A 24,214-nucleotide genomic window follows, 5' to 3' on the forward strand; every position below is an offset into this window, starting at 1 on the left:
TCTGTAAATGGCGTTTAACCCGTAGTCAGGCGGCGGTACAGTTTCCGTACACCTTCGGTTCTGTCTTTCAGTAGTGCAGTAATGCAGGGGCGCCCGATCATGACCTGCGTTGCACCGAGCCGTTTCGCAGCGGCAATATCCGCGCGGCTCCGCAATCCGCCGTCTACCCACACCTCGCCTGCAAACTTACGGAGCGTACTGCCGTACTCGGCTAAGAAATCCGCCGTACTGCCGCGCCTTGTTTCTATCCTGCCGCCGTGATTGGAAATAACGGCAATATCGGGACGCAGCTCTTTTACCAGCTCCACATTTTCGGGTAAAAATATTCCTTTAATTGCAAAAGGCTTTTGTGCATACCGCTGTATTTCTTTCAGACTCTGTGCATCTTTTTGTTCAAGCTGAACCAGGTTGCGCATCGTTACAATATTATAGGAATCGATATCGATCCCTATCAGATCGGCAGAATCGCGTACCCAATCTATCCGTTCAAAGATACGGGGATTAGGATACGGCTTAATGAACACCGCTCCGGTTTTTCCGTACCGCCGGAGGGCTGCAAGGCCTCCCTGTATCTTTGCATCGGGGTAGCCGTCTCCAATGCTGAGCAGGAACCCTGCTTCGGCACAGGCTTCAATTAAATCGAAATAAAACGCGGCCTCGTCTTCGTAGCCGACATTTTCGACACCGCCGGTAATAGGCGCCAATCTAATGGGAGGCAACACATCATCACATAGCGTATCGCTATAATATTTTCGCCATGCAGAACAGTTGCTGATAAAATTGGCGCTTTGAAATACGCCGCCCATTCCGGGCAGCTCGCCGAGACAGCCGTATCCGTCGCATTCGGCACAAAAATAACATTTATATCCGCTCATGATTTTCTACAATAGGGGGTAGCATTTTATTCATTTATAAATTACGTTTCAGTGCTATCTTGGCTTCAAACATAGAAGTTGGAGTACTGTAAAGAAGCGGGTAAAACGAAAAACGGAAATCAAGATCGCACGGTCCGATATTCAGTGTATAGAACGGCGTAAAGGCGAGTACTACGAGCTGCATATTCGTCGGGCGTGTTATCGGCAGGGCAATCAGACTGTGAAATCCCCCCTGCATTTTATTTAATTCCATCCTTCCAAAACCAAAGAACATATTTAACCCGCCGTAGAGCTCATTATGAACGATAGTAAAAGGCTTTATAAGCGGTGCAGCAGGAAAAAGCCCGCCGGATTGAGTGTCCCGAATCTTGGAAATAAAGAATGTAAAATCAAAGTCCATACGTTCAAGTGCGATACGCGGTTCAAAAAATGCAAAGAGATTGCCGATAAAATCCTGTTGCAGTGTTGCGCTTCTAAAATTCGTTTTATGCAACCCAACCTGCGTAAAAATACCGACATTATCATGAACGGTAAAAAGTGCCGAAGCTGATGTGGCAAGAGATACTTTTGCCGCTTTATCGCTAATATGAAAGGAGAAGTTTGCATTGATAAGTGCAATATTGGTGAAAACACCTCCCTGTGCGTATAGGCTGTATTCTTGTTTATCATTTATCCCTCCGTTCCAGCTGAAAGAGCCTCCTACATACCCGGTATTCAAAATGAGTCCTGCAGCACTGACACCTAAGCCTTCACGAGGACGCGGCGGTGTAAAAAGCGCGGCAATATCGTTTTCATACATTTTTACCGGCCGTATACGCTGCTTAAGAAAATAAAAACTATACTGTTCGCCGGTAAGACTTTGGTGCTCTCCCGTAAAGACTGATAAAATCAGCGGCTGGCCTATAAAATTCGGAAAGTTCAGAGAAAAATCAACACAGGTGAATTGTCCCGGTATCCGCGACAGTTGTTCCGGATGGAAAAAACGCAGCACATCAGGAATATAGAGCGCAAGGTTTAAGTCGCTGTAAAAACGTTCTCCGTGCAGTAAACGGAAATTAACGGACGATTCTTGGACTATACTGAATTGTGACAAGCCGCCCGGCTGTTTACCTGCCAATATCCCGAAGTTAAATTCAGGCACATTAACCTCTAAGGCTGCGGCGGTGTATATCATCGAAAAACAAACAAAGATACGTGCGATAAATTTTTTCATTTCAAACTCCCTTTACAGTTTCGGTATTTTTTCAGTGCTGCTTGATTCCTTTTCGCAAGCGCAGAGAGAGCATCTCAAGTAAAATGACAGTACCGAAAATAACGTAGGTGATAACGCCGACTTCCCGTATATCATAATAGAGATTCCCTGCCATGAATAAATAGTACCCGATACCGCCTGATCCTGCAGCGGCACCGATCGCAACGGCATTGATAAAATTAATTTCAAAACGGAAGAATGTCCATGAAATAATGGAAGTTGCAGCCACCGGAATAACCGCTTGCGTAATAATGCCGGAAAATCCCGCCCCGCATGCCCGCAAAGCATCGATCGTGTCACGGTTAATCTGTTCAAAGCTTTCGGAAAACACTTTTACCAAATAGGCAATGCTGTGAAAGCACATACCGATAACGGCGGCATCGGTACCGATATTAACCGTAACCGAGAAAACCAGTACCCAAATGATGGTGGGGATTGACCGGATAACTGCGGCGATAATGCGGATTACTTTTACAACAGCCGGAGGGGCAATGTTGCGGGCAGCTCCGAGCGCCAAGAAAAACGCAATAGCGGCGCCGCCGATTGTTGTTAAAATCGACAGTGCGAAACTGATGCCGAGTGAGTACACGAGTTCACCAATCGGTAAATGATCTGACCGCTTCGGTTGTAAAAAAAGGATGCGCCCGTAATGGAGCAGATTATCCCATGAACTTTTCCAATCGATTGTTTCCTGCGCAAGGAGCAAGTATCCCCAGATGCTGATGCCGAAAAGAACTGCAAATACAAGAGAGAGCGTATATTGTTTTTTTCTCGGCAATCGGCAGCGGTCAATATTGGTATGGGTTTTCATAGTAAGATCCTTCGTACCCTGTTGGAAATACTGTCGATGCAGAGTACGAGTATCATCAATACACAGATGATGAGCCCTGCTTCGGGATAGCGGAAGCTCTTAAAATACAGATTGAAGAGAAATCCGATACCCGTACCCGTTAAGATACCGATCAGTGCCGAGTCTCTGACATTGGTTTCTATTGCATAAAGCAGCCATGAAATAAAAAGCGGGAGAACATTCGGTAATACCCCGTGAATGATAATCGGCATATACGGTACACCGGCCGCTTCCAATGCCGTATACGATTCTTCCGCATGAGAGTCTATAATTTCGGTAAATGCCCGCGTTAAATGTCCTGCCGTGATAAAAAAAAGAGCCAAAAAACCGGTTATGGCATTTTGCTTAAAGGATAATAGCAAGAGAATAGACCATGCGGGGAGGGGGATGTTTCTAAAAAAAGATGCCGCGCCGGAACAGACAATACGCAGTACACGGAAGCGTCCGGTTGTTTGAGAACCGGCAACTGCCGCTATGCAGGCAACGCCAAAAGCCGTAGTTGATGCCGTTATCGCGATAACGGCGGTGTGCAGCGAAGTCTTAAAAATAAGCGGCAGCACCGCAATCGATTGCGCCGATGGGAAAAAGTTTCGTATCAGCCAATACAGTCCGCGTGGGATGCCGGTTACCGCATTCCATGCCGTAAGTCCCGTCATAATTGCCGAAGCAACATATAACACGGCAGCCGTGAAAAAAAGAGTCAATGTTCTTACTTTCTTTTTTTTGAAGAAAGCTTCCGAAGAAGGTGAGTGACGGTGCCGGTGTGGTTCAAAGGCATGGTATTGTCTGCCTATCGGAATATCAAATTTCATGGCCGTCTTTCTTTTCGGTATGGGATCCGGAAGAAAAAATAGCGTGCAGCGCTTCTTCCGACAGTTCTTCCGGTTTTCCGTCAAAAACCACTTTCCCGTTACCTAAACCGATAATTCTGTCGGAATATCGTTTTGCATATTCAACATGATGCAGATTCATGATGCAGGTAAGATTCCGCGTTCTGACGATCTTTTCGATATAATCAAGGATATCTTGTGCGTTTTGCGGATCAAGCGAAGACACCGGTTCATCGCATAAGAGTATTTCCGGATTTTGCATCAATGCCCGCGCAATGCCGGTACGCTGTTTTTGGCCGCCACTTAAATCCGTACACCGCTGATACAGGTAATCAGAAAGTCCGAGCTCTTCCAGCATCGCCAGTGCCCGTGCTCTTTCCTCCTGCGTATACAGCCCGAATAGGCTGCGGTACAACGGCAGTGCGCCGAGACAGCCATGGAGCGTGTTCTCCAGAACGGTGAGCCGTTCTACCAGATTATAGTTTTGAAAAATCATTCCGATTTTTCTACGGAGTTGTTTTAAGCGGCGCCCGGTCATTTTTTGCAATGCTTCACCGTCGATTTCAACCGTACCGGCAGTACAGTCGATGAGTCGGTTGATACAACGGATAAAGGTTGTTTTACCCGCCCCCGAAGATCCGATAACGGAAACGATTGTTCCCTGTTCAATCGTAAGATCGATGGAATTAAGCGCACATCGGCCGCCTGCATATTGTTTTGAAACATTTTTAAAAGTAATCAACAATTCAAACCTTATTCGTACGGAGGGTTTAATACCCCGACGCTTTACGCCGGGGTATATCGGTTACATATTTAAGCAAGATAGCAGAGGGTATTCATTACTTAGTAGAATTTCTCAGCTCATCATACCAGGCATCATCGGTAGCAACCAGCCGTGTCTTTTCGGAATACTTAGGATATATGCCTTTTTTACCGGAATCCTTTACATTAAAAATGCCGGGATTATTTGCCGTCTTATCCGATGTCAGCGCATCTCGTATCTTTTGTATATCCGAGGCTGAAACCGTATTCGTATTAACGGTAATCGGCGCATTTAAGACCGGAATTGAGCGGATGACGGTCATTTCACTTCCTGCAAAGGATGTGAAGGGTTCGTCGGCTCCTACGGTTACGCGGTATACGGCGCCTGTTTTATAATCTTCCCCGTCGAGCAGTTCATACACACCGATTGTCTGCGGGATCGCAAAGGCCGCCGCATCAGCATCACCACGGAAAAGATTTACCTGTGAGCCCTGATGAGAACCGGCAAACAGCACTTTGGAAAATACCTTGTCGCTCAAGATAAGATCATCGGTGTTGTCAATAGAAAAAGCCGCTGCTAAAACGCGTGCGGGAATAACAAAACCCGATGTGGAACTTGCCGCTACAAACGACATTCTTTTGCCTTGCAATAGGCTTAAATCAAAACTGCCGTCGGCTTTTCTATAGATATCGGCATCTTTCCTCTGGACGCCGATAAAGCTGTAATACTTTGCATCGTCAAGCGTTCCGCTGGGCCCCGAATTCGTTGCAACAGGGATAACGGCGCTGTTCCGTTTATGTGCAGTAATGTATCCTTCGGCACCGACATAGGCCATATCAGCCTTACCGGAAACGAGCGCTTCCAATGCGATGTTATAATCGGTCGTGGTAAGAATTTTAACGTCTCGGCCGACAGCTTCTTTTAAAATTTCTTGGAATGCAGCACGGGCATCCTTCATGGATTCGCTTGATTCATTGGGATAAAAAACCATGGTAAGCGGCTTTTGTTCCTTTTTGCTGCATGAACAAACAAGGAGTGTTGATAGGCAAAGTACGAAAAAGAACGGTTTAACATACCGCAACAACTTTCCGACGTTTTGGCGGGACATATCACCAATTAAAAATGATTTCATCACTTTCTCCAAATTTGAAGGACTGCTAAAACAGTTTTTAGCGGTTCCTTTGAGTTAATTGCGTGCGCCAGTCTACTATAATTGAGGTCTTTATGCAATCGTCCGCTGTGGTTTCCGCTTTTCTACGGCATAGATAGTATTATTCTCTCTTTTGTGTTACTATCGCCGCATGATCGGATTTTTTCTCAAAAAGAATTTTTTTGACGGGTGGGACAATTTTCTCCCGCTTATGATCTTTAATGTTGCGATTATATTGATTTTTTCAGTGTTTTTCGGTTTAGCTTATTTAGTTTCAGCGGTATCGGTACTGCCGGTACTCATTTTGTTTATGTGTATCATTGGAATGGGAGTGCTGCTGTTAGCCGTTTCCAATTTGATGTCGCGTATTGCCGACTATAAATCTTTTTCATTGAAAGAAATCGGCGGAGAAATAAAACATACGTGGCGGCATGGTGTTTTGTTCGCATTAATCGAAACTTTTTGTTGGGTTGTTGCCGGAGTTGCCGTCCCCTACTATTTTTCATTTCGGAATTTTCTCGGACTCTTTCTCGGTGTTACTGTCGTATGGATTTTTGCGGTCATACAGCTGTCGCTTTTATGGTTTTTCCCGATACGGAGCCGGCTGGAATCGAATTTTGGCAAGTGTCTTAAAAAGTGCTTTATCGTTTTTTTTGATAATACCGGATTTACGCTTTTTATGCTGCTGTACAGTGTCGTTCTTATTATCATGACCCCGTTCTTAGCTTTTTTGGTGCCGGGCTTTTCAGGCCTCTTGCTTGCATGGAACAATGCCTTTAAACTGAGAATGTATAAATATGATTGGATTGAGCAGCATCCTGAAATACCGATTCAAACTGCACGGAAACAAATTCCGTGGGATGAGTTACTGGCGGAAGATCGGGAAACACTTGGCAGCCGGTCTATTCGAAATTTTATTTTTCCGTGGAAAGACTGATGAATATAGGGACATCTAAAAACTCGGTGGATTTTTAGATATTCCTCATAATGATTTTGATACATTTGACAATACTAGGGAGGATATGATGAGTGTTCATATTGGAGCAAAAGAAGGTGAAATTGCCGAACGGATTTTGCTGCCGGGCGATCCGCTGCGGGCAAAATTCGTTGCTGAAAATTTTTTGGAAAATGCACGCTGTTACAATGAAGTCCGCGGTATGTACGGATTTACCGGCACGTATAAAGGAGTGCCGGTTTCCGTGCAGGGAACGGGCATGGGGCAGCCTTCCATTTCCATCTATGTGAATGAGCTTTTCCGTGAATACGGCGTGCAGAAAGCTATCCGTATCGGTACGGCGGGAGCCTTGCAAAAAGAGATTCCGTTGCGGTCTTTGATTATCGGAATGAGCGCTGCGACCAATTCCGGTTCAAATACGCTCCGTTTCCGCGGAACCCAGTTTGCGCCTACAGCGGACTGGAAGCTCTTAAAGCATGCCTATGATGCGGCTGTCCGCTTAGGGTATAACCCCTTGGTTGGCCCCATCGCCTCTTCGGATGTGTTCTATGACGAGCTTGAAACGTGGAAACTCTGGTCGAAGTACGGTCTTTTAGCGATTGAGATGGAAGCCGCCGAGCTGTACACCCTTGCCGCACAGTACAAACGGCAGGCGCTCGCACTGCTTACCATATCCGACAATATGGTTACCCATGAAGAAACCACGGCAGAAGAGCGGCAGACATCGTTCACTGCAATGATGCAAACCGCACTTGAGGCAATTATCGCCGAATAAATAGACCTATTCGATAACTGCGTTTTCGAATAGGTCGACGAGTTCTAAATCGCACAAATAGTACGATTTAGAACATCGCATTTCACGGTAACCTGTTCAGAAACGGAAGTTTCCGAACAGGTTTAATATAAATCGAAAGAGAACGGGGCTGTCTCAAAAGTCGGTTACTTTTTTGATAACCCGTTTCCTACTTTTTTGCAAAATTGTAAGCCATTTTGTTATTGGTGATGCATATATATGGTATGAATATCATCAATAACAAAGCGCCTGATGGCGAAATCTCCTACCTTTTTGAACCGGAGACGGCGCTGCCCGATACGGAAAGCTGTCCCGTGATTTTTGAATCGGATAATCCCGAATACAGCTTGGAAAAAACAGCCGATGCCGTTTCTATCTGCGCACAGACCGTATTCGGGATTCCGGCGTTGTACCCGTGGCAGCGGCTCGTGATTGCCAATATCCTCGATGCCGTGCACGCCGCCGAAGCGGTCGAAGCTGCCGCATCGCCTGCCGGTACTACGGCGTCGCACGCCGAACGGCAGTATGGACAATATGTCGCAGCGCCGTACGAAACCGCGGTACCGCACGTAGAGGACGACTTTCTGTCCGGCACGGGGGAACCTTTAAGCGAGCTTTACGACGAGGACGGCGTGTTACGGGGCAGGCAGATTGTCTTGTTGCCGACCGGCGCGGGAAAATCGCTGTGTTTTCAGGTGCCGGCGCTGTTGTTGGATAAGCCGACACTCATTATCTATCCGCTTTTAGCCTTGATGAGCGACCAGATGCGCCGGATGTGTGAAGGCAATCTTGAACCGGTCTTGTTCCGCGGCGGCCAGAGCGGACAGGAACGAGCCGCGCAGTATGCCCGTCTCGAAGGTACGGACGGTAAACCTCCTGCGAAACTCATCATTGCCAATCCCGAAATTCTGATGCAGGAAGAAGTGTTAAACCGTATTGCAAAGCGCGGCATTGCCCACCTTGCTATAGACGAGGCGCACTGCGTTAGTGAATGGGGAGACAGCTTTCGGCCTGCCTATCAAACGCTTAAGCAGGTTATCGAAACGTTGAAACCGCCCGCCGTTACCGCTTTTACCGCAACAGCGGGAAACGAGGTATTAAAGCGTATCGGTGAGGTACTCTTTGACGGACGGGCGCATCTGGTACGCGGAGAGTCGGATCGTACCAACATTGCTTATTATGTACGGCAATGCCGCGTAAAGGCGCCTGCCCTCTTGCAAGAGGTTATGCAGCGGCAGCGGCCGATGGTTATTTTCTGTGCAACGCGGAACGGTACGGAACAAACCGCTGCGTTTTTACGCTACACGTTGCGGGATCGGGCGATTCGGTTTTATCATGCAGGTTTGCAGCGGGATGAAAAAGATGAGGTGGAGCAATGGTTCCACGGGCACGACAGCGCGATATTGGTAACGACCTGTGCGTGGGGGATGGGCGTCGATAAAAAGAACGTACGCACCGTGATTCATCTGAATGCGTCGCCCACCGCCGAAGCTTATGTACAAGAAGCGGGCAGGGGAGGGCGGGACGGAAACCCTGCGCAGGCGGTGTTACTGTGGAGTCCGGAAGACAAGGCACGGATTGCGCTGTTACCGGAAAAGCAGCGGAAACGGGCGGAAATACTCGTTAATTTTGCCGAAAGCGGCCGCTGCCGGCGCGAGGTTCTGCTCGAAGCGCTCGGAGAAGTGCGGGCAGTTCCGCTTCATACAGGAGATGAAAGTATTGCCTGTTCCGGCTGCGATATCTGTAACGGAACCGCGCTATTATATCCGCAGGATGAACGGGAATTGCTTTCGTTTGTGGCGGCAAATAAGCGGAAATTTACCGCTCCGCAGCTTATCCGTCTATTACACGAAAATCTCCCGCTCTGGCGCGCCGGCGACATTAGCAGCCTCGTTTCACAGCTTATCCAAGAGCGGAAAATCCGCCCAGCTAAGGCGTTTTTCTGGAAACGTGCGCTTGTATGTTTTAAAAAAAAACTGCTATAGTGTCGGTATGACGCTTTATGAATATTATATGGTATTTCCCGATGGCGATATGCAGGAAGTTTCCGATGAACTTATGGTCGGATCTCTGTACGATATCAATGGTAGGCGATTAATGCTGCCGCTTCCGACAAATAAGATGATTGTGTATCAGGTATGCGGGAAACGTACCCGTGAAGAAAGAGGTATTGTGGCAACCTATTACGCGCTGGAACAGTTGGATGCTGCAGAATTACGTGCATACGTCTAACGAATGATCAACACCTATAATGAAACACACCTGCACCGCACCCTAAAAGACTTGTACAGCAGTGACAGCGCCGTGCAGGAAACATCGATAGAAGGTTTTATCTGTGATATTTACGATACAGGGCGGATAATAGAAATACAAACCTCCAAACTTTTCGCTCTACGGGTTAAATTGGAAAAGCTTTTGCCGCGGTATCCTATTCAGATTGTTTATCCCATCATAGAAAATGCCTATATACTGATGCTTAACGAAGACGGCAGTAAACGAAGCTGCCGGAAAAGTCCGAAACACGGGAATTTCTATCAAATTTTTAGAGAACTGTTAGGAATTGTTCACTGTCTCGATAATCCGAATCTTACAATACGGATTTTGTATATCGATTGCGAAGTTATCAAAATAGATGATAAGCAGGGGAGAAGCAGATATAAGAGACCGCGTATTATCGATAAAAAGCTGTTAAAGATACATCGGGAGGAGGAGTTTCACGGTATCGATAGCTTGACTGTTCGGCTTATGGCAAAGCTGCCCGATGCATTTATCAGTACCGATGTAAGAAAATTAGGCGCCGGTGTCTATGCATCATATATCCTATCGTTTTTAAAAAAATGTCAAAAAATAGTCTTTTATACAAAGGCGGGGCGCTATCATGTATATAAAAAAACCGGTACCGAATAGGTACCGGTTTTCAATCGATTGATACGAGTTAGAACAGCGGTTTACCAGCTGTCTTTCATATCGTCATCATCGCGCATATCAACTTCATAGAGGTCGGTAACAGCACGGAGATCATCGAAGTAGATGTAGTAATTTCCATAAGCTTCCCAGGGATTGCATTCAATGCGGAAACCTACAATCTTTAAGCCCATGCTGGTGCCGTAGTGATAATCTTTTTGTACAATTCCCGTTCCTGCTGCATTCTGCGGGGGAACCGCAACGGTCATCAATTTCCATCCTGCATGATTCAGTTTTCCTACATAGAGTTCAAAGCGCTGTCCCATATAATCTTCGAGGATGAGCTTTAAAACATGCGGATAACTTCTTCCGACAACCCAAACGCTGACGGTTTTAGTAATACCTTCGACCGGAATCGGTTTAACGGCACGGACTTCAAAGCTGTTATAACCACGGCGGTAGAAGGACACCTTTGTACCGTAAACTTTGCTGTCAGGAAGATTCAAGTTTTCCTCGTCCGGAATTGCTTTCTTCTGTTTGGGTGCGCCGTCAAACAAACGTCCTTGAATAACGCCTTCGTCAGACGACATGGAACAAACCCAAGAGCCTTCATTTTCGAACTTATCAACTGAAACTTCTTTTAAGCGCTGTTCTGCAGATTCAACGCCGATGCGGGAAGCATCGACTTGATCCAATGCCAAACCATCGCGAGTGTTCTCTTGAGCAAATGCAAACAACGATAATGCTGATAATAATGCTGCTACGGTAAAATATTTTTTTGTCATTATTTTCCGCCCTCCTTATTTGAATCGGCATCATCAAACTTGGCATTCTCTAACTCAAAACCGTCATAAGAAGCTGTACGAGTATTTGTTAATGCCTTGAATTCATCAAAGAAAACATAAAAGTCATCAACATTCTCTGTAGGCTGAGTGCGGATTCTAAATGCGACAAAGGTCATATATTTAAGCTGTGATAAATAGCGTGACCGCTGTTGAATATTCGTGGGAACGGTAACTGCTAAATTTTTCCATCCATGGTAATTTAATGTTCCGACCGGTAATGTATGTATCCGTCCGTTGCAATCGCGTACCAGAATTTCAAGGTCATACGCATAGCCTGCGCCCCAGACCCAAAGATCAAATCTTTGGACAACCCCTTTTAAGGGGATTTCATAAGGAGCGGCATTATCGCCTGAGCTCTTTGTCGGATAAAGATCGACCCAGTTATCGCCTTGGCGGTTAAATTTAAACTGCATTCCTAAAAATTTGTATTCTTTATCGGAATCGGATTGCATAACCCGCAGAGCGTTCGGCATTCCGTCAAAATACTTTAAAATAGGATAACCTTCGGTGATAAACTTGCTTCCAATAGCATTCCATGTTATCTCTGATGATTCGGGGGAGTCAAAAGTCTCCACCATATACGTTTGATAATTAACACCGCTATCCTGCGCTGCCAATGGAGTACAAACGACTGCAAACATCAGAACAAAGACCGTAATAACAACGCCTTGTTTCATTCACAACTCCTTTTATTTCCGCCGATATTCTAAGAAATCATACCCATTATAGTCTGAAAAGAAAACTTTGTCAAACAACTCGGTAATCCCCAAACCTCATGGAGCATCAATTCCGCAGCGGATGAAGAACTCTGCCTACAGTATCGGCAGAGTAAGCAAAATATACAAGGGCTAGACGTTTTTTTTATTTTTTGTTAGGATGTTTAGCCGGCGTTTCCTTGCCGGTATAGTATAAAGTGGAGTACCGCACCGATGAAAGTGAGTCCCGCTAAAATAGAGCCGTAGATGAGCGGATTCCCTTTAAAATAATGAAGCCCCAGCGCAAAAGTACCCAGTATAAGGATTCCTATATATAGAAGAAAGCAAAGGACGCAGGCAACGGCGTAATAGAAGGTGATATCGGTACAAAAATGTAAGAGTGCATCCAGAATAAACAGCGCGCTTGCATACAGAATGATGCAGAGTACAATAGGTATGATGCGGAGATGTGTGCTTGCAAGAAATAGCTGTTGATATATCTTTACGGTAAATAGACCAAATAGCGCTGCCGGAACCGGTAAAACGTTAAAACCGGAAAAGATCAAGGCGATCAATAATACAATGCAGAAAGGGATAAGGGTATCCACAAAGAAGGAATAAAAAAAATAACTGCCTAACGAACCGATATAGCGATCCACTCTTGCAGAAAAAAAAGATACAATCAGTAAGAACAGCGTAGCCGCGGTAATACCGACAAAAAACATAAAGATATGCTTATTTTTTTCTTCTAATTGAAAGGCGTAAGAGAAAAAAATGAGCGGAAGACAAAATAATAGTAAAACAGCCATACCCAGTTAGAATATCATAAAATGATACGATAGACAACGCTCATTTTGAATCTGTGTTGAACACCAAAACTACCGGTGACGGAATACTATAGAGCAGGAGACCATTCAAAATGTTCTATCTTTGAACAGCCTCCTATTCATTTTCTCGGTAATACAATATTGTACCGCCGCCTCTTTTACGGATGGCGTGCAGCTACTCCTTTTTCGATCAGTGATATCAGTTGATCTTCATACCAATCTTGGGAATAGGGTGCATGCTGGCGGACAATCGGCCGAACTTTTGCTTCGATGGTGTCCTTGCAGGCTTCGCAAATATCATATTCGCGGATATGCCAATAGGTTCTTCCGGTTATGGGATTAACCAATTCTTTTTTGCAAATGTCACAATGTAAAGTTTTCATAACGATGCTCTCCTAATAATAAAGCTTGTATACAAAAGCATACCGTATATTCGTTTTTTTGTCGAGTCAATCGGGTAAACGCATCAGGCTGTTTTTTAACAACCCCGCAGAATTATTGAGGCTGTTCAACCAGAATTGAACCTCTTCGCGGTTCAAATGGTCTCACAGCCTCAATAATTCTGCGATTTTCATCTACCGTGCCTGATGCGTTTACCCTCCGTATAAAAGAAACTTTCCGTAATCTCGCTACTGCTTGGAACCACCGCCATCCATGGCGGTTCTGCCTCTCCAACGCTTTTGCAAATAGACGATGCAGATGCTAGGAGTTAGGCAAAAAAGTACCGCAGGCACGGTACAAAATGTACATCCCTGTACATTTTGTACCTACGTGTTTGCCCTGCAAACACGCTACTGACTAGAACCACCGCCATCCGTGGCGGAAATGATACGTTGAGCATTTATTGCAGAAGCGGCACGGATGCCGCTGATTTAAACAGAAGCGATATTTCGGCTTTGCCGAAATTCGCCATTAAAAGTGTACACGGATGTACACTTTTAATGATGCGACGCAGTAGATGCACCGTATCTCCAACGCTTTTGAAATAGACGGTATAGATACAAGGAGCTAGCTGAAAATAAAGCGGAGGCGTATCTATGATACGTTGAGCATTTATTTTCAGCGTACGACGCAGTAGATATGCCGTATATTTCAAAAGGCTGTGTCGTTGATGCTATTAAGCCACTCCGTACACGCCGGTACTACGGAAGCAATGCAGCCTTCTTTAAAGGGATTTTTCAAGTTGGCCAGTTCCACCAGGCGGAGGAAGGAGTCGCGGCCGCCCGCTTTACAGAGACGCAGATAATCTTCCCAGGCCGTTTTGCGGTCGGAAAGGCTTTTTGCCCAGAATTGCAATGCGCATACTTGAGCAAGTGTGTAATCGATGTAATAAAACGGCGTACTGAAGATATGTCCTTGGCGCATCCAATAACCGCCGCGGTTCAAGAAATCGTTATCGTCGTAATCCCGTGCAGGTAGGTACTTTTTTTCGATACTGCGCCATGCAGCTTTTCGTTCTGCGGGGCTTGCTTCGGGATGCTCATATACCCAGTGTTGAAACTCGTCTACCGTAACGCCGTAGGGTAAAAACAGGAGCGCTCCGGATAGATGGGTAAAGCGGAACTTATCGGTTTGCTCTTCAAAAAACAGATTCATCCACGGCCATGTAAAGAATTCCATACTCATCGAGTGTATTTCGCAGGCTTCGTAGGTCGGCCATACGTACTCCAGCAGGCGGGCATTACGGCTCTGATAGGCTTGGAATGCGTGCCCTGCTTCATGGGTCATTACCTCCACATCGTGCTGCGTATTGTTAAAGTTGGCAAAAATAAACGGCGCCTTGTAATCGGGAATTGTGGTACAATAACCGCCTGCTGCCTTTCCTTTTTTTGCAAGCACATCGAGCATCTGATGCGAAGTCATGAAAGTAAAAAATTCATCGGTTTCCGGGGAAAGTTCCGCATACATCTTTTTGGCATTTGCCAAAATCCAATCGGGATTGCCGTGAGGAATCGCATTGCCGGTGGTATATTCAAGCGGTTCATCATAGTAGTATAGCCGTTCCAACCCCAACCGTTTCGCCTGCCGTTTTCGTAAGTTCACGGCTATCGGCACAATTTCGCGGTAGATTTGATTCCGATAGGCAGCAACCATCTCGGCATTGTAGTCGGTTCTGCCCATCCGGTCGTATCCGAGCTGCACGAAGTTTTGATATCCGAGTTTTTTTGCGATGCGTGTACGCACTTTGACTAAATTATCGTAGATGGAATCGAATTCTGCTTCGTGTTCCGCAAAAAAACCGTAGTAGGCTTTTGCCGCTTTTTTCCGTGTTGCACGGTCTTGATCCTGCATAAAAGGAGTCAGCTGCGCGAGCGTGCGTTTTTCTCCTGCAAATTCGATTTCTGCCGAAGCAATCAGTTTGTCGTAGCTGCTGGTAAGTTTGTTTTCTTCTGCTAAATCTTCCATAATAGAGGGTGAAAACACCTTCATATCAAGTTCGGTCATTGCGAAGATATGCGTCCCGAGTTCTTTTTCCAGCTCTTTACGGAACGATGAGGCAAGCAGTTTTTTATTAAAGCTATTGGTCATTTCGATATAAAACGGGTTTGATTCATCAAAAAACGTATTTTCGGCATCGTAAAAACCGTCACGGGTGTCGATACTATGCCGTATTTCCGCAAGGGTCTGCATGGTTTGATAATGAGATTTGAGTTTTTGTATTTCATCAATGAGCGCGATCTGCTCTGCTGCCGAATGTGCGGCTTCGAACTGCTGTTCCGCTTTTTTAAATGCCGTTTTTAATGCCTCCATATCGGGGCGGGTATAGGGAAGGGCGGTAAATTGCTTCATTTCCGGTGTATTCATTAATAGGCTCCTTACAATTGAACATCTGAACAAAGTGTTAACTTTGGAAGGTGTTCAATTCGTGCGCAGGCAGCGCACATACAATCTGCAAGTTTGCACAAAGCAAACTTGACGTGTTTTTCAGCGGTACCATTTGTACCGCTGAAAATAAACATTCCTATGCTTTTTATAAAATTATACGGAGCGATTATAGCATAAGGCCGATATTTAGGACAGCATCGGGAATTCTCAGTAGAAATTCTTATATACACTTGACGGATATTCGATTAATTTGTATATATACGGCAATTAAAATATAAAGTTCCCTGATGCGTTGCATCAGTGAATCCCGCATTTTTTATTATGGAGTCTACTCGTGAAGAAACCTTTAATTATCTTTCTTTCAATCCTGTCTATTTTGTTCTTTTCAGCATGTAATAACAATTATCCCACGACCATCCCTGTTACGGGTATTGCATTTGAACCGGAACTTTCCACAAATCCAATTTCGCTTGCCAAGGATGAAACATATCAGCTTAATGCAAAGGCAAAGCCCGATAATGCAACGAATAAAAGGCTCGCCTATACTTCGGACAACCCAACTATTGCTTCCATCGACGATAAAGGGTTGATTACCGCAAAAGCGGTTGGAAATGCACTCATTACCATAAAAGCAGCAGACGGTATTTCAAAAACGGTGAATCTGACTGTTACTCCGGAGCCGGTCCCGGTTACAAGCATTGTAATTGAGGGAACGACACCTGCCTCTTTATTTATCGGTCAAAGCTATAGAATCATGGCAAAAGCCCAACCTGATGAAGCAACGAATAAAGAGCTTTCCTACACCGCAGACAATAATAAAGCACATGTAACTTCCGATGGTACGGTAACCGCTCAATCGGAAGGGAGTGTAAACATAACAGTAAAGTCCCAAAGCAATCCCGAAATTACAGCGACGGTTACTATCACTATAAAACAAAGACCCTCAATTGAACTGATAACAGAAGAAATTACGAGTGAAAGCAGTGAATCAAATCTGAATCTTGAAATAAAAACGCTCCATGGCAAGCTTTCATATACGCCTAAAATTGTTGGAGAAGGAAGCGGTTGGCTGAGCATTATCAGTACAGACAACACTACAGATATGGAGAAAGATACCATATACCTAAAAGCTATTCAAAATAAAACTGTATGGAAGCGAACTGCCTATATTAACTTCGAGGATGGATCCAATCAAGTGATCAAAAATGCCAAGGGGGAAAAACTCGAAGTAAAAGTAGTTCAGAAAGAGAACGAGAACCCGAACGTAACAATAAAATGGGTACACGGAATAGATGCTCCGACTGCAGATGAAAAAACAAAAATTGAAGTTCCTCATGTCGGTCAAGCTAAAAAATTTTATTGGAATGATGAAAATATTTTCTTCTGGTATGAAAATGCGAATACGAAATGGTTCAACAATAGAAAGGCAAAGCCCGTAGGTGCAGTTGCTACCGACGGCGGCGATAGCAACCAATGCTGGGGTAAAACCGCTTCCAATATGCTGCATTGGTGGTTTGAGCAGAATGAAAACAATATAAATCAGTACATAGCAAAGAAAAATATAACAAGTCCTAAAAAGGATGAATATCAACATTTTTATTACCGGAATTTTTCCGGTAATCAAGAGCCGGAGAAAAGTTATATAGCAAAAACTTTCAGGACAAAGGCACATAACGGAGAGCTGGGGGGATATGTTATAAGCGGTCTTGCATGGTATCTCTACGGTAATACAAGTGCATCACACCCCAGCACCCCCACATACGAAGGACCTGCTTTATTCAAAGATGTGTTTAGCAAAGAAGACACTCCTATTGAAGATAAAATTGTTATGAACAAAGTTGAGTTTGAAACAGTAATAACCGAAGCGCTTAATTCTAAAAAAGCAATCGGACTACACATGCGGGGTACAAAGGGCGGAAAAGATTATGGCCATGCAATAACACTTTGGGGTGCGGTCTTTGATGAAGAGGAAAATATTATTGCAATCTATGTTGTTGACAATAATTATAAAGAAAACAGGATATTCCCTTATGGAATCTACTATAGAGATGGTCGCCCTTACATTTTTAACTATCCAAACAATGCATTCGCTACTGATAGGTATGTGGGTGAAGTAATTACCCTAGACAAAGCTGAAGCCCAGTGGCTGGATTGGCTGAGTAAACACTAGCCGACAACTTTTATAAATAAGCTCTCAGCTGTAAAAAGTTCAGAAAGAGCTTTTTACAGCTGCGTAGTATGCAAATACATTAAAAACCGTACAGGATTTTGAACAAGCAGACACATTCATTATGAATGTGCCCGCTTTTTTTATGGGATGGGGTGTATCATAAAAATAAGCGGGGTACGACAACTTTCTATTTGACATTATAGCCATATCGTTTTATTCTAATAACGATTACTAATACGAAAATCGTCTAAGAGTAACCGCTTCTTTCGAACGATTCAGTATATAAAGGGATGAAAAAAGTATGGCAACAGAAACAAAAAATACGGAAGAATTGAATACCGCTTGGGTACAATGGGATAAAAAACTGGAACTCGGTATTCCGCGAATCGACAGTCAGCATCGTAAGCTGGTGGCAATGTGCAATGAGCTGCGTGAAGCGCTGATGAACCGTCAGAAACGGAGTAAAGATGAATGGCTGGTGACCGTAGGTAACGTACTGCGGCAAGCAGTAGACTATACTCAAACACACTTTATCGATGAAGAAAAATTGATGAAGGCGTGTGGCTTTTCCGGCTATGAAGCTCATAAACAGCGGCACAAGGAGTTTGTCCAAACAATTACTCGGGTATTGATGGACTTTGACGAAATGACCGTAACGATCGGTTTTGAGTTTGCCGACTACCTTAGGGATTGGATACTGTCGCATATTGCTTACGAGGATAAGCAGTACTGTCCGGCTATGCGCTCCTTTTATCACACGTTGCAGGAATACAGCCAACAGAATCATACAGCCGATTCAACTGCCGGACAGCAGCCTTAGATTAAATCCTTCGTACGAATAAAAAAATATTTATATATTGGCGATGCGACGTTTATATGCTATTATAAGACAGTAAAGGGAACTTCTAAAAAGCTTCAGTTTTTAGAAGTTTTCCTTAGATTTACTTGCGATGGAGATGTATGAAATCATTCGTCCGAACGTTTGAACAGACAATTCCGCCTCGCGATATGCAGCTCGGCGCTGTGTATGATGCCGCCGCTCAAAGCTGCCGTTTTTCTTTATGGGCGCCGACTTCCCGCGATGTGTCGGTAAACCTCTATCAAAACGCCGGTGATTCATCGCCTGCTTTTACGCTTCCTCTTCGGTATGACGATGTAACCGGTCTGTGGTGCGGCATCTTTGCGGAACGGGATCCGGAACTGTTCTTTTACGATTACACGCTGACAAACGAAACGGGAACGCATACCGTGCTCGATCCGTACAGCCTCTCGATGGCGGCTTGTACCGGCAGCGGTGGTATCGGACGGGGCGCTATTATCAACCTGCAAAAAGAAACGCTCAAACCGGAGCGGGAATATCCGTATATCACCTTGCAAAAACGGGAGGATGCGATTATTTACGAAGTGTCCGTCCGCGATTTTACCGCAAGCCCCGACTCCGGCGTTAAAAATATCCCCGGTACGTATAAAGCCTTTATCGAAAAAATCCCCTATTTACGCGAATTGGGCATTACGCATATTCAGCTGATGCCGGTGCTGAACTTTTACTACACGGACGAGACAAATCAGCAGTATGAAGATGCCGGTACCGTGCATAACAACAACTATAACTGGGGCTACGATCCGCACAACTATTTTACGCCCGAAGGCTGGTATGCAAGCGAGCCTGAAAATCCCGAAAGCCGCGTACGCGAATTGCGGGAGCTGATTAATGAGTGCCATCGGGCAGGGCTCGGTGTAGTGCTCGACGTGGTGTATAATCATGTTGCGCGCACCGATCTTTTCGACGCGATTGTTCCGGGCTATTATTTTCGGACAAATTCCGACGGCAGCTATACCAACGGCTCGTGCTGCGGGAACGATATTGCTTCGGAGCGGACGATGGTACGAAAGCTCATCGTAGATTCGGCGGTACACTGGGTTAAAAACTATAAGGCCGACGGCTTCCGGTTTGACCTGATGGGACTGCTCGATACCGAAACGGTGTTGGAGGCGTACAACCGCTGCAAGGAACTCAATCCGTCGGTGCTGTTTATCGGGGAAGGCTGGAAGATGTATAACGGAGCCGAAGGTACCGTCGGTATGGATCAGCGGTACATGACCGAAACCGACAGCGTTGCCGTCTTTAACGATGAGTTTCGCGATTTGGTGAAAGCAGGCGGTGTGAATGAGGAAGGAAAGGGCTTTTTAACCGGCGGCAACGTCGATCTTAGACAGCTCTTTTGCAACTGTATCGGTTTGCCTCAGTGCAATTACACCGCCGATAGCCCGGGTGATAACGTACAGTACCTTGTTTGCCACGACGGGCTTACGCTGCACGACTGCATCGCTCATAATGCAGGGCTTGATGAACGTATCCCCTCGCAACGGCAGGAGCTGATTGCCCGTATCAAACTCGGCAACGCGCTGGCGCTTACCTGTCAAGGGATCGCATTCTTACACGCCGGACAGGAGCGGGGTCGTACTAAGCCGAATGTGCACGGAGCGGCGGAAGAATGTACCGGTGCTTTTGTCCGCAACAGCTATGACGCTTCGGACAGCGTTAACCGCATTGTATGGACGCTCGATGAAGATTACGCTGAGCTGCTCGCATACACGCGCGGGCTTATCGCGTTGCGGAAACGGTTTGACGTGTTTAAAATAGGAAATGCCGGACGCATTGCACAAGTCGCCGCGTTTTTGCCCGCAGAAGACGCAGCGGTTGCTGCATCGGGGGATTGCAGCGGTAACCGATGTGCCGTAAAGAGTGATGCCGGAGCATTGTCCGAAACGGAGAAGCAGTACGGGCAGGCATTCGGGTACACACTTGACTGGACGGACGGCACGTGGTTTTTGTTGTTTAATGCCGCGGGAACGGAACACTGTTTTACACTTGGCGGCGCATTACAAAAGCCTGTGGTTTTTGTCGACGGAGCGGCGGCATCGCCGGACGGTATTACACATCCGTCCGGTATACGATTTGAGCAAAACCGGATCATACTAGATCCGTACACTGCGGCTATTGTTCGCAGTAAATAGATTTTTTTCATAACAGACTGGAGGTGTTATATGAAAAAAGCAATTATAAGGCTTTCTGCCTGTGTATCATTGATGCTTCTTCTTGCTCTTACGAGCTGCGGCGGAGGTTCCGAGAAGAAGGACGATAAAGCCGGCGCTATGAAAGGCGAAACGGTTACCATCAAAATATGGGAATCCGAAGGCCCCGAAAAAGATTTTATGCTGTTTGCTGCGGAAGAATACAAGAAAACGCATCCGAACGTATCCTTTGTGTATGAACCGGTTCAGTCGACCGATGCGCGCACAAAGATCGAAATGGACGGCCCCGCAGGTGTAGGCGCAGATATCTTTGTTGCACCGCACGACCATATCGGCGCCCTTGTCGCAGGCGGTCATATTCTCCCCTTTGACGATGCGTCCATCCTCGACAACTTTATTCCCGCTGCATTGACATCCGCCGCGTATGAGGGAAAAAACTACGGGTATCCGCTTGCAATCGAAACCTACGCATTGTTCTATAATAAAGACCTTCTACCGGAAGCCCCCAAGACATGGGACGCGGTGGAAGCATTTGCAAAGACGTGGAACGATAAAGCTCAAAATAAATATGCATTGGTCTGGGGTGTCGGAAACGCATACTTTAACTATATTTTTATGAGCGGTTTCGGCGCACCGCTTTTCGGCCCGAACGGCGATGATCCCAAACAGCACAACGTCAATAGCCCCAATGCTATTACCGGCTTAACCTATTTCCAGAGCCTTCGCAAGAAGATGCTCGATGTTCCGTCAGGCGACATTACCGATGATTTCTGCAATTCCTCGTTTACGGAAGGTAAAGCCGCGATGATTATTACCGGCCCGTGGAAGATCTCCGATTTTTCAAAAACAGGCCTTAACTACGGTATTGCACCCATTCCGGTCTTCCCCGGCATGACCAATCCTCCGGCATCGTTCTCCGGTCTTCGCATGGCCTTTGTCAGCGCTTACAGTGATCATCCGGCGGAAGCGCAAGACTTTGCAAAATTCCTTACTTCAAAGCCGATATTGGAAAAACGGTATGAAATGACCAAGCAAATTCCGCCCCGCTCCGATATCACCATCAGCGATCCGTTAAGCCAAGGTATTTTAGCGCAGGCGCAATACGCAACACCGATGCCCACCATTCCCGAAATGGGCAAATACTGGTCTGCAATGAATGCAACTTTTACGAATATCTGGGACGGCGGCAATGTTACGGAAAAACTGAATGCTGCTGCGGCTACAATGGAGACGATACAATAGGGTATTGGGGCTGTCCAAAAACTGAAAGCCTATCGACTTTTTCTGTAAGGAAATTATTCGTTATATCCGCTAAAGTGAATTGCGAAACAGTTTTTGGACAGTTTCCTTGGATATAGGTGCTTGGTATGCAGTTTTCGGCAATAGAACATCGCAGTACGGATAATTTTTGTTATCCCCTCAATGAAAATGAGCTCATGATCGGCATTAAAACCGGCAGCGACATACGGCGTGTATTTATTATCTACGGAGATCCGTTCGACGGTTCGGTAACACCGGACGGCTGGGCATGGGAAGGCAAACGGCAGGAAATCACTCGCAAAAAAGATCTTCCGTATCATACATGGTGGCAGGTAACGGTTACGCTTCCTTATGGACGGTGTAAATACTGCTTTGAACTGCACGGTCAAGATGAAGGCGATGTCCGCTACTGTCTGGAAAACGGGTTTTACACGGCAGAGGAGCTTGTTACGCTGCGCCGAATAACCGGTAATTTTCCCGGTTTTGAGTTTCCGTGGCTGGACGGCGCCGAATGCGTCCGCGTACCGGATTGGGTACCCCGCACGGTGTGGTATCAAATTTTTCCCGATCGGTTTTGCAGGGATACCGCTTCGCAGAAACCGAATGCTTTGCCGTGGCCCGCTGCCGAGGATGCCGTTACCAACAATGAACACTATGGCGGTACGCTTCGGGGTATTATCGAAAAGCTCGACTATCTTGCCGATTTGAACATTACCGGTTTATATCTTAATCCGGTTAATGCTTCGCCGAGTGTGCATAAGTATGATACATCCGATTATTTGAATATCGATCCTGCATTCGGTACTGCGGAAGACTTATGCATGTTGGTGAAAGAAGCCCATGCACGCGGTATAAAAGTGATGCTGGACGGTGTCTTTAACCACTGCGGCTGGGACTTTGCACTGTGGCAGGATGTTGTCCGCAACGGAAAAGCCTCGCCGTATTTCGATTGGTTTATCGTACAAGAATGGCCGTTTGAAACCGTTGCAGAACCGGAATGTGAAGCCGCCGCGAGCCGACCGTCCGGTACAAACGGAAAAAGCGGACGATACAGCGTTTTTGCGTATGTCGATACGATGCCAAAGCTGAATACCAATAATCCTGCCGTCATCGATTATCTGCTGAACGTATGCGAAACATGGGTGCGCAGTTATGATATTGACGGGCTCCGGCTCGATGTTGCGAATGAGCTTTCGCACACATTTTGCAGGCAGCTTTATCGGCGGATGCGCAGTCTTAAAAAAGGCTTTTACCTGCTCGGTGAAATATGGCGCAGTGCCTTGCCGTGGCTGCGCGGCGGCGAGTTGGATTCGGTAATGAATTATCCGCTCGCGCTGTGCTTTTGGAAATTCTTTTACGATAAAACGCTGCCTGCCCTGACTTTGGAGCAGGACATAAACGCTGTTTTTACGGCCTATCCCGAACCTGTTACCGTAGGCCTGTTTAATCTGCTGGACTCCCATGATACGCCGCGCCTTTTTACCCGCAACGGCGGCGATGTGTCCGCCGTATGGCAGCAATACGCCCTGCTGTTGAGCCTGCCCGGTTCGCCGTGTATCTATTACGGCAGCGAGGTTTTGCTTGCAGGCGGAAATGATCCCGATTGCCGCCGCTGTATGCCGTGGCAGGCTATCGAAGCAGGTGAATACGCCGAACCGATGAGCATGATGCGGCAGTTGATTGCTTTGCGCTATACGCATCCGGCAATGACCGCTTCCGGTTACTCATATCTGCATGACGTGCCGCTTACCGAAAGCGAACCGAATAGAATTATTCATTTGCAAAAGTATGCCGAAACGGTAGAACCTGCGGAAACTACGGAGACCGTTGAAAGCGCGGAAATTCCGATTACGCGGAGCATAGACCTCATTCTCAATTGCGGTACGGCTCCGGTATCAATCGCACAGGTAATAGATGAAAAGGCACGGGTATACCTCTCCCTGCGCTGCAGGGATAAAACGGTACAGCCCGGCGGCTTTATCTTTTTTGAACACCTCATCAACCGATGAACTTCCGTGTACATCGGTTGATGGCGAATTTTGGCAATGCCAAAATATCGCTTCTGTTATAACCACCGCCATCCGTGGCGGTAAAGTTTGCGGTGCAAACTCGATTATTTACGGGTGCGCCGTCCTGAACTTCGGAGCAAAGCTCCTCGTTGCAGGACATGCGCACGGCTAAAA

22 protein-coding genes are annotated in these 24,214 nt (G+C 46.1%); 11 read left to right on the top strand and 11 right to left on the bottom strand.

Annotation, left to right across the window (positions count from 1 at the left end):
* Positions 1–14: 14 nt before the first annotated feature.
* The 6 genes from QI63_RS08730 to QI63_RS08755 all read right to left on the bottom strand — a co-directional run bounded on the left by QI63_RS08730 (position 15) and on the right by QI63_RS08755 (position 5,702).
* A complete protein-coding gene (locus QI63_RS08730; RefSeq protein WP_044015600.1) occupies positions 15–875 on the bottom strand; it encodes an alpha-hydroxy-acid oxidizing protein in 861 nt (286 codons plus the stop codon).
* Between the two features lie 34 nt (positions 876–909).
* Positions 910–2,088, bottom strand: a complete 1,179-nt coding sequence (locus QI63_RS08735; protein ID WP_044015602.1) for a hypothetical protein — start codon at positions 2,086–2,088, stop codon at positions 910–912.
* Positions 2,089–2,119: 31 nt separating this feature from the next.
* A complete protein-coding gene (locus tag QI63_RS08740) occupies positions 2,120–2,938 on the bottom strand; it encodes a PhnE/PtxC family ABC transporter permease (protein WP_044015605.1) in 819 nt (272 codons plus the stop codon).
* Positions 2,935–3,789 (bottom strand): ABC transporter permease subunit, encoded by an 855-nt coding sequence (locus tag QI63_RS08745; RefSeq protein WP_044015607.1) that lies wholly within the window; start codon positions 3,787–3,789, stop codon positions 2,935–2,937. The genes QI63_RS08740 and QI63_RS08745 overlap by 4 nt, the downstream gene beginning before the upstream one ends.
* Positions 3,779–4,552: a phosphonate ABC transporter ATP-binding protein gene (phnC, locus tag QI63_RS08750; RefSeq protein WP_200877743.1), complete on the bottom strand. Its 774-nt coding sequence runs from the start codon at positions 4,550–4,552 to the stop codon at positions 3,779–3,781. Before phnC ends, QI63_RS08745 begins: the two co-directional genes overlap by 11 nt.
* A 94-nt stretch (positions 4,553–4,646) precedes the next feature.
* On the bottom strand, positions 4,647–5,702 hold the full coding sequence (locus QI63_RS08755) for a phosphate/phosphite/phosphonate ABC transporter substrate-binding protein (protein WP_144389680.1): 1,056 nt from the start codon (positions 5,700–5,702) through the stop codon (positions 4,647–4,649).
* A gap of 169 nt (positions 5,703–5,871) precedes the next feature.
* Here QI63_RS08755 and QI63_RS08760 point away from each other — a divergent pair, with 169 nt between their 5' ends.
* The 5 genes from QI63_RS08760 (at position 5,872) to QI63_RS08780 (ending at position 10,375) form a co-directional block, all read left to right on the top strand.
* Positions 5,872–6,657: a YesL family protein gene (locus QI63_RS08760; protein ID WP_044015613.1), complete on the top strand. Its 786-nt coding sequence runs from the start codon at positions 5,872–5,874 to the stop codon at positions 6,655–6,657.
* 88 nt (positions 6,658–6,745) lie between these two features.
* Complete coding sequence (gene deoD, locus QI63_RS08765) at positions 6,746–7,450, top strand: purine-nucleoside phosphorylase (protein WP_044015614.1); 705 nt, start codon at positions 6,746–6,748, stop codon at positions 7,448–7,450.
* Positions 7,451–7,692: 242 nt separating this feature from the next.
* The gene (locus QI63_RS08770; RefSeq protein WP_144389681.1) at positions 7,693–9,453 is read left to right on the top strand and encodes a RecQ family ATP-dependent DNA helicase; all 1,761 of its coding nucleotides are present in this window, start codon (positions 7,693–7,695) and stop codon (positions 9,451–9,453) included.
* A gap of 7 nt (positions 9,454–9,460) precedes the next feature.
* Positions 9,461–9,700 (top strand): hypothetical protein, encoded by a 240-nt coding sequence (locus tag QI63_RS08775; RefSeq protein ID WP_044017247.1) that lies wholly within the window; start codon positions 9,461–9,463, stop codon positions 9,698–9,700.
* A gap of 3 nt (positions 9,701–9,703) precedes the next feature.
* A complete protein-coding gene (locus QI63_RS08780; RefSeq protein ID WP_044015616.1) occupies positions 9,704–10,375 on the top strand; it encodes a DUF8091 domain-containing protein in 672 nt (223 codons plus the stop codon).
* 41 nt (positions 10,376–10,416) lie between these two features.
* On the opposite strand, the gene QI63_RS08785 is transcribed toward QI63_RS08780, so the two are convergent.
* From QI63_RS08785 to QI63_RS08810, 5 genes are all read right to left on the bottom strand, one after another.
* The gene (locus tag QI63_RS08785; RefSeq protein ID WP_044015618.1) at positions 10,417–11,157 is read right to left on the bottom strand and encodes a flagellar filament outer layer protein FlaA; all 741 of its coding nucleotides are present in this window, start codon (positions 11,155–11,157) and stop codon (positions 10,417–10,419) included.
* The gene (locus QI63_RS08790; RefSeq protein ID WP_044015621.1) at positions 11,157–11,894 is read right to left on the bottom strand and encodes a flagellar filament outer layer protein FlaA; all 738 of its coding nucleotides are present in this window, start codon (positions 11,892–11,894) and stop codon (positions 11,157–11,159) included. Before QI63_RS08790 ends, QI63_RS08785 begins: the two co-directional genes overlap by 1 nt.
* A 203-nt stretch (positions 11,895–12,097) precedes the next feature.
* Complete coding sequence (locus QI63_RS08795; protein WP_044015623.1) at positions 12,098–12,721, bottom strand: LTA synthase family protein; 624 nt, start codon at positions 12,719–12,721, stop codon at positions 12,098–12,100.
* 176 nt (positions 12,722–12,897) lie between these two features.
* Complete coding sequence (locus tag QI63_RS08800; RefSeq protein WP_044015625.1) at positions 12,898–13,122, bottom strand: hypothetical protein; 225 nt, start codon at positions 13,120–13,122, stop codon at positions 12,898–12,900.
* A gap of 709 nt (positions 13,123–13,831) precedes the next feature.
* Complete coding sequence (locus QI63_RS08810) at positions 13,832–15,544, bottom strand: M3 family oligoendopeptidase (RefSeq protein ID WP_044015629.1); 1,713 nt, start codon at positions 15,542–15,544, stop codon at positions 13,832–13,834.
* Between the two features lie 355 nt (positions 15,545–15,899).
* Between QI63_RS08810 and QI63_RS08815 the strand changes: the two genes are divergently transcribed.
* From QI63_RS08815 to QI63_RS08840, 6 genes are all read left to right on the top strand, one after another.
* Positions 15,900–17,735 carry an IdeS/Mac family cysteine endopeptidase gene (locus tag QI63_RS08815; RefSeq protein WP_052185531.1) on the top strand — a complete coding sequence of 612 codons (1,836 nt, stop codon included), beginning with the start codon at positions 15,900–15,902 and terminating at the stop codon, positions 17,733–17,735.
* Positions 17,736–18,036: 301 nt separating this feature from the next.
* The gene (locus tag QI63_RS08820) at positions 18,037–18,555 is read left to right on the top strand and encodes a bacteriohemerythrin (protein WP_044015631.1); all 519 of its coding nucleotides are present in this window, start codon (positions 18,037–18,039) and stop codon (positions 18,553–18,555) included.
* A 140-nt stretch (positions 18,556–18,695) separates the two neighbouring features.
* A complete protein-coding gene (locus QI63_RS08825; protein WP_044015633.1) occupies positions 18,696–20,753 on the top strand; it encodes an alpha-amylase family glycosyl hydrolase in 2,058 nt (685 codons plus the stop codon).
* Between the two features lie 30 nt (positions 20,754–20,783).
* Complete coding sequence (locus QI63_RS08830) at positions 20,784–22,013, top strand: sugar ABC transporter substrate-binding protein (protein ID WP_044015635.1); 1,230 nt, start codon at positions 20,784–20,786, stop codon at positions 22,011–22,013.
* Between the two features lie 125 nt (positions 22,014–22,138).
* Positions 22,139–24,040 carry a glycoside hydrolase family 13 protein gene (locus QI63_RS08835; RefSeq protein ID WP_044015637.1) on the top strand — a complete coding sequence of 634 codons (1,902 nt, stop codon included), beginning with the start codon at positions 22,139–22,141 and terminating at the stop codon, positions 24,038–24,040.
* The gene (locus QI63_RS08840) at positions 24,018–24,212 is read left to right on the top strand and encodes a hypothetical protein (protein ID WP_044015640.1); all 195 of its coding nucleotides are present in this window, start codon (positions 24,018–24,020) and stop codon (positions 24,210–24,212) included. The genes QI63_RS08835 and QI63_RS08840 overlap by 23 nt, the downstream gene beginning before the upstream one ends.
* Positions 24,213–24,214 lie beyond the last annotated feature (2 nt).

This window comes from Treponema sp. OMZ 838, from assembly GCF_000775995.1.
Classification (GTDB): Bacteria; Spirochaetota; Spirochaetia; order Treponematales; family Treponemataceae; genus Treponema.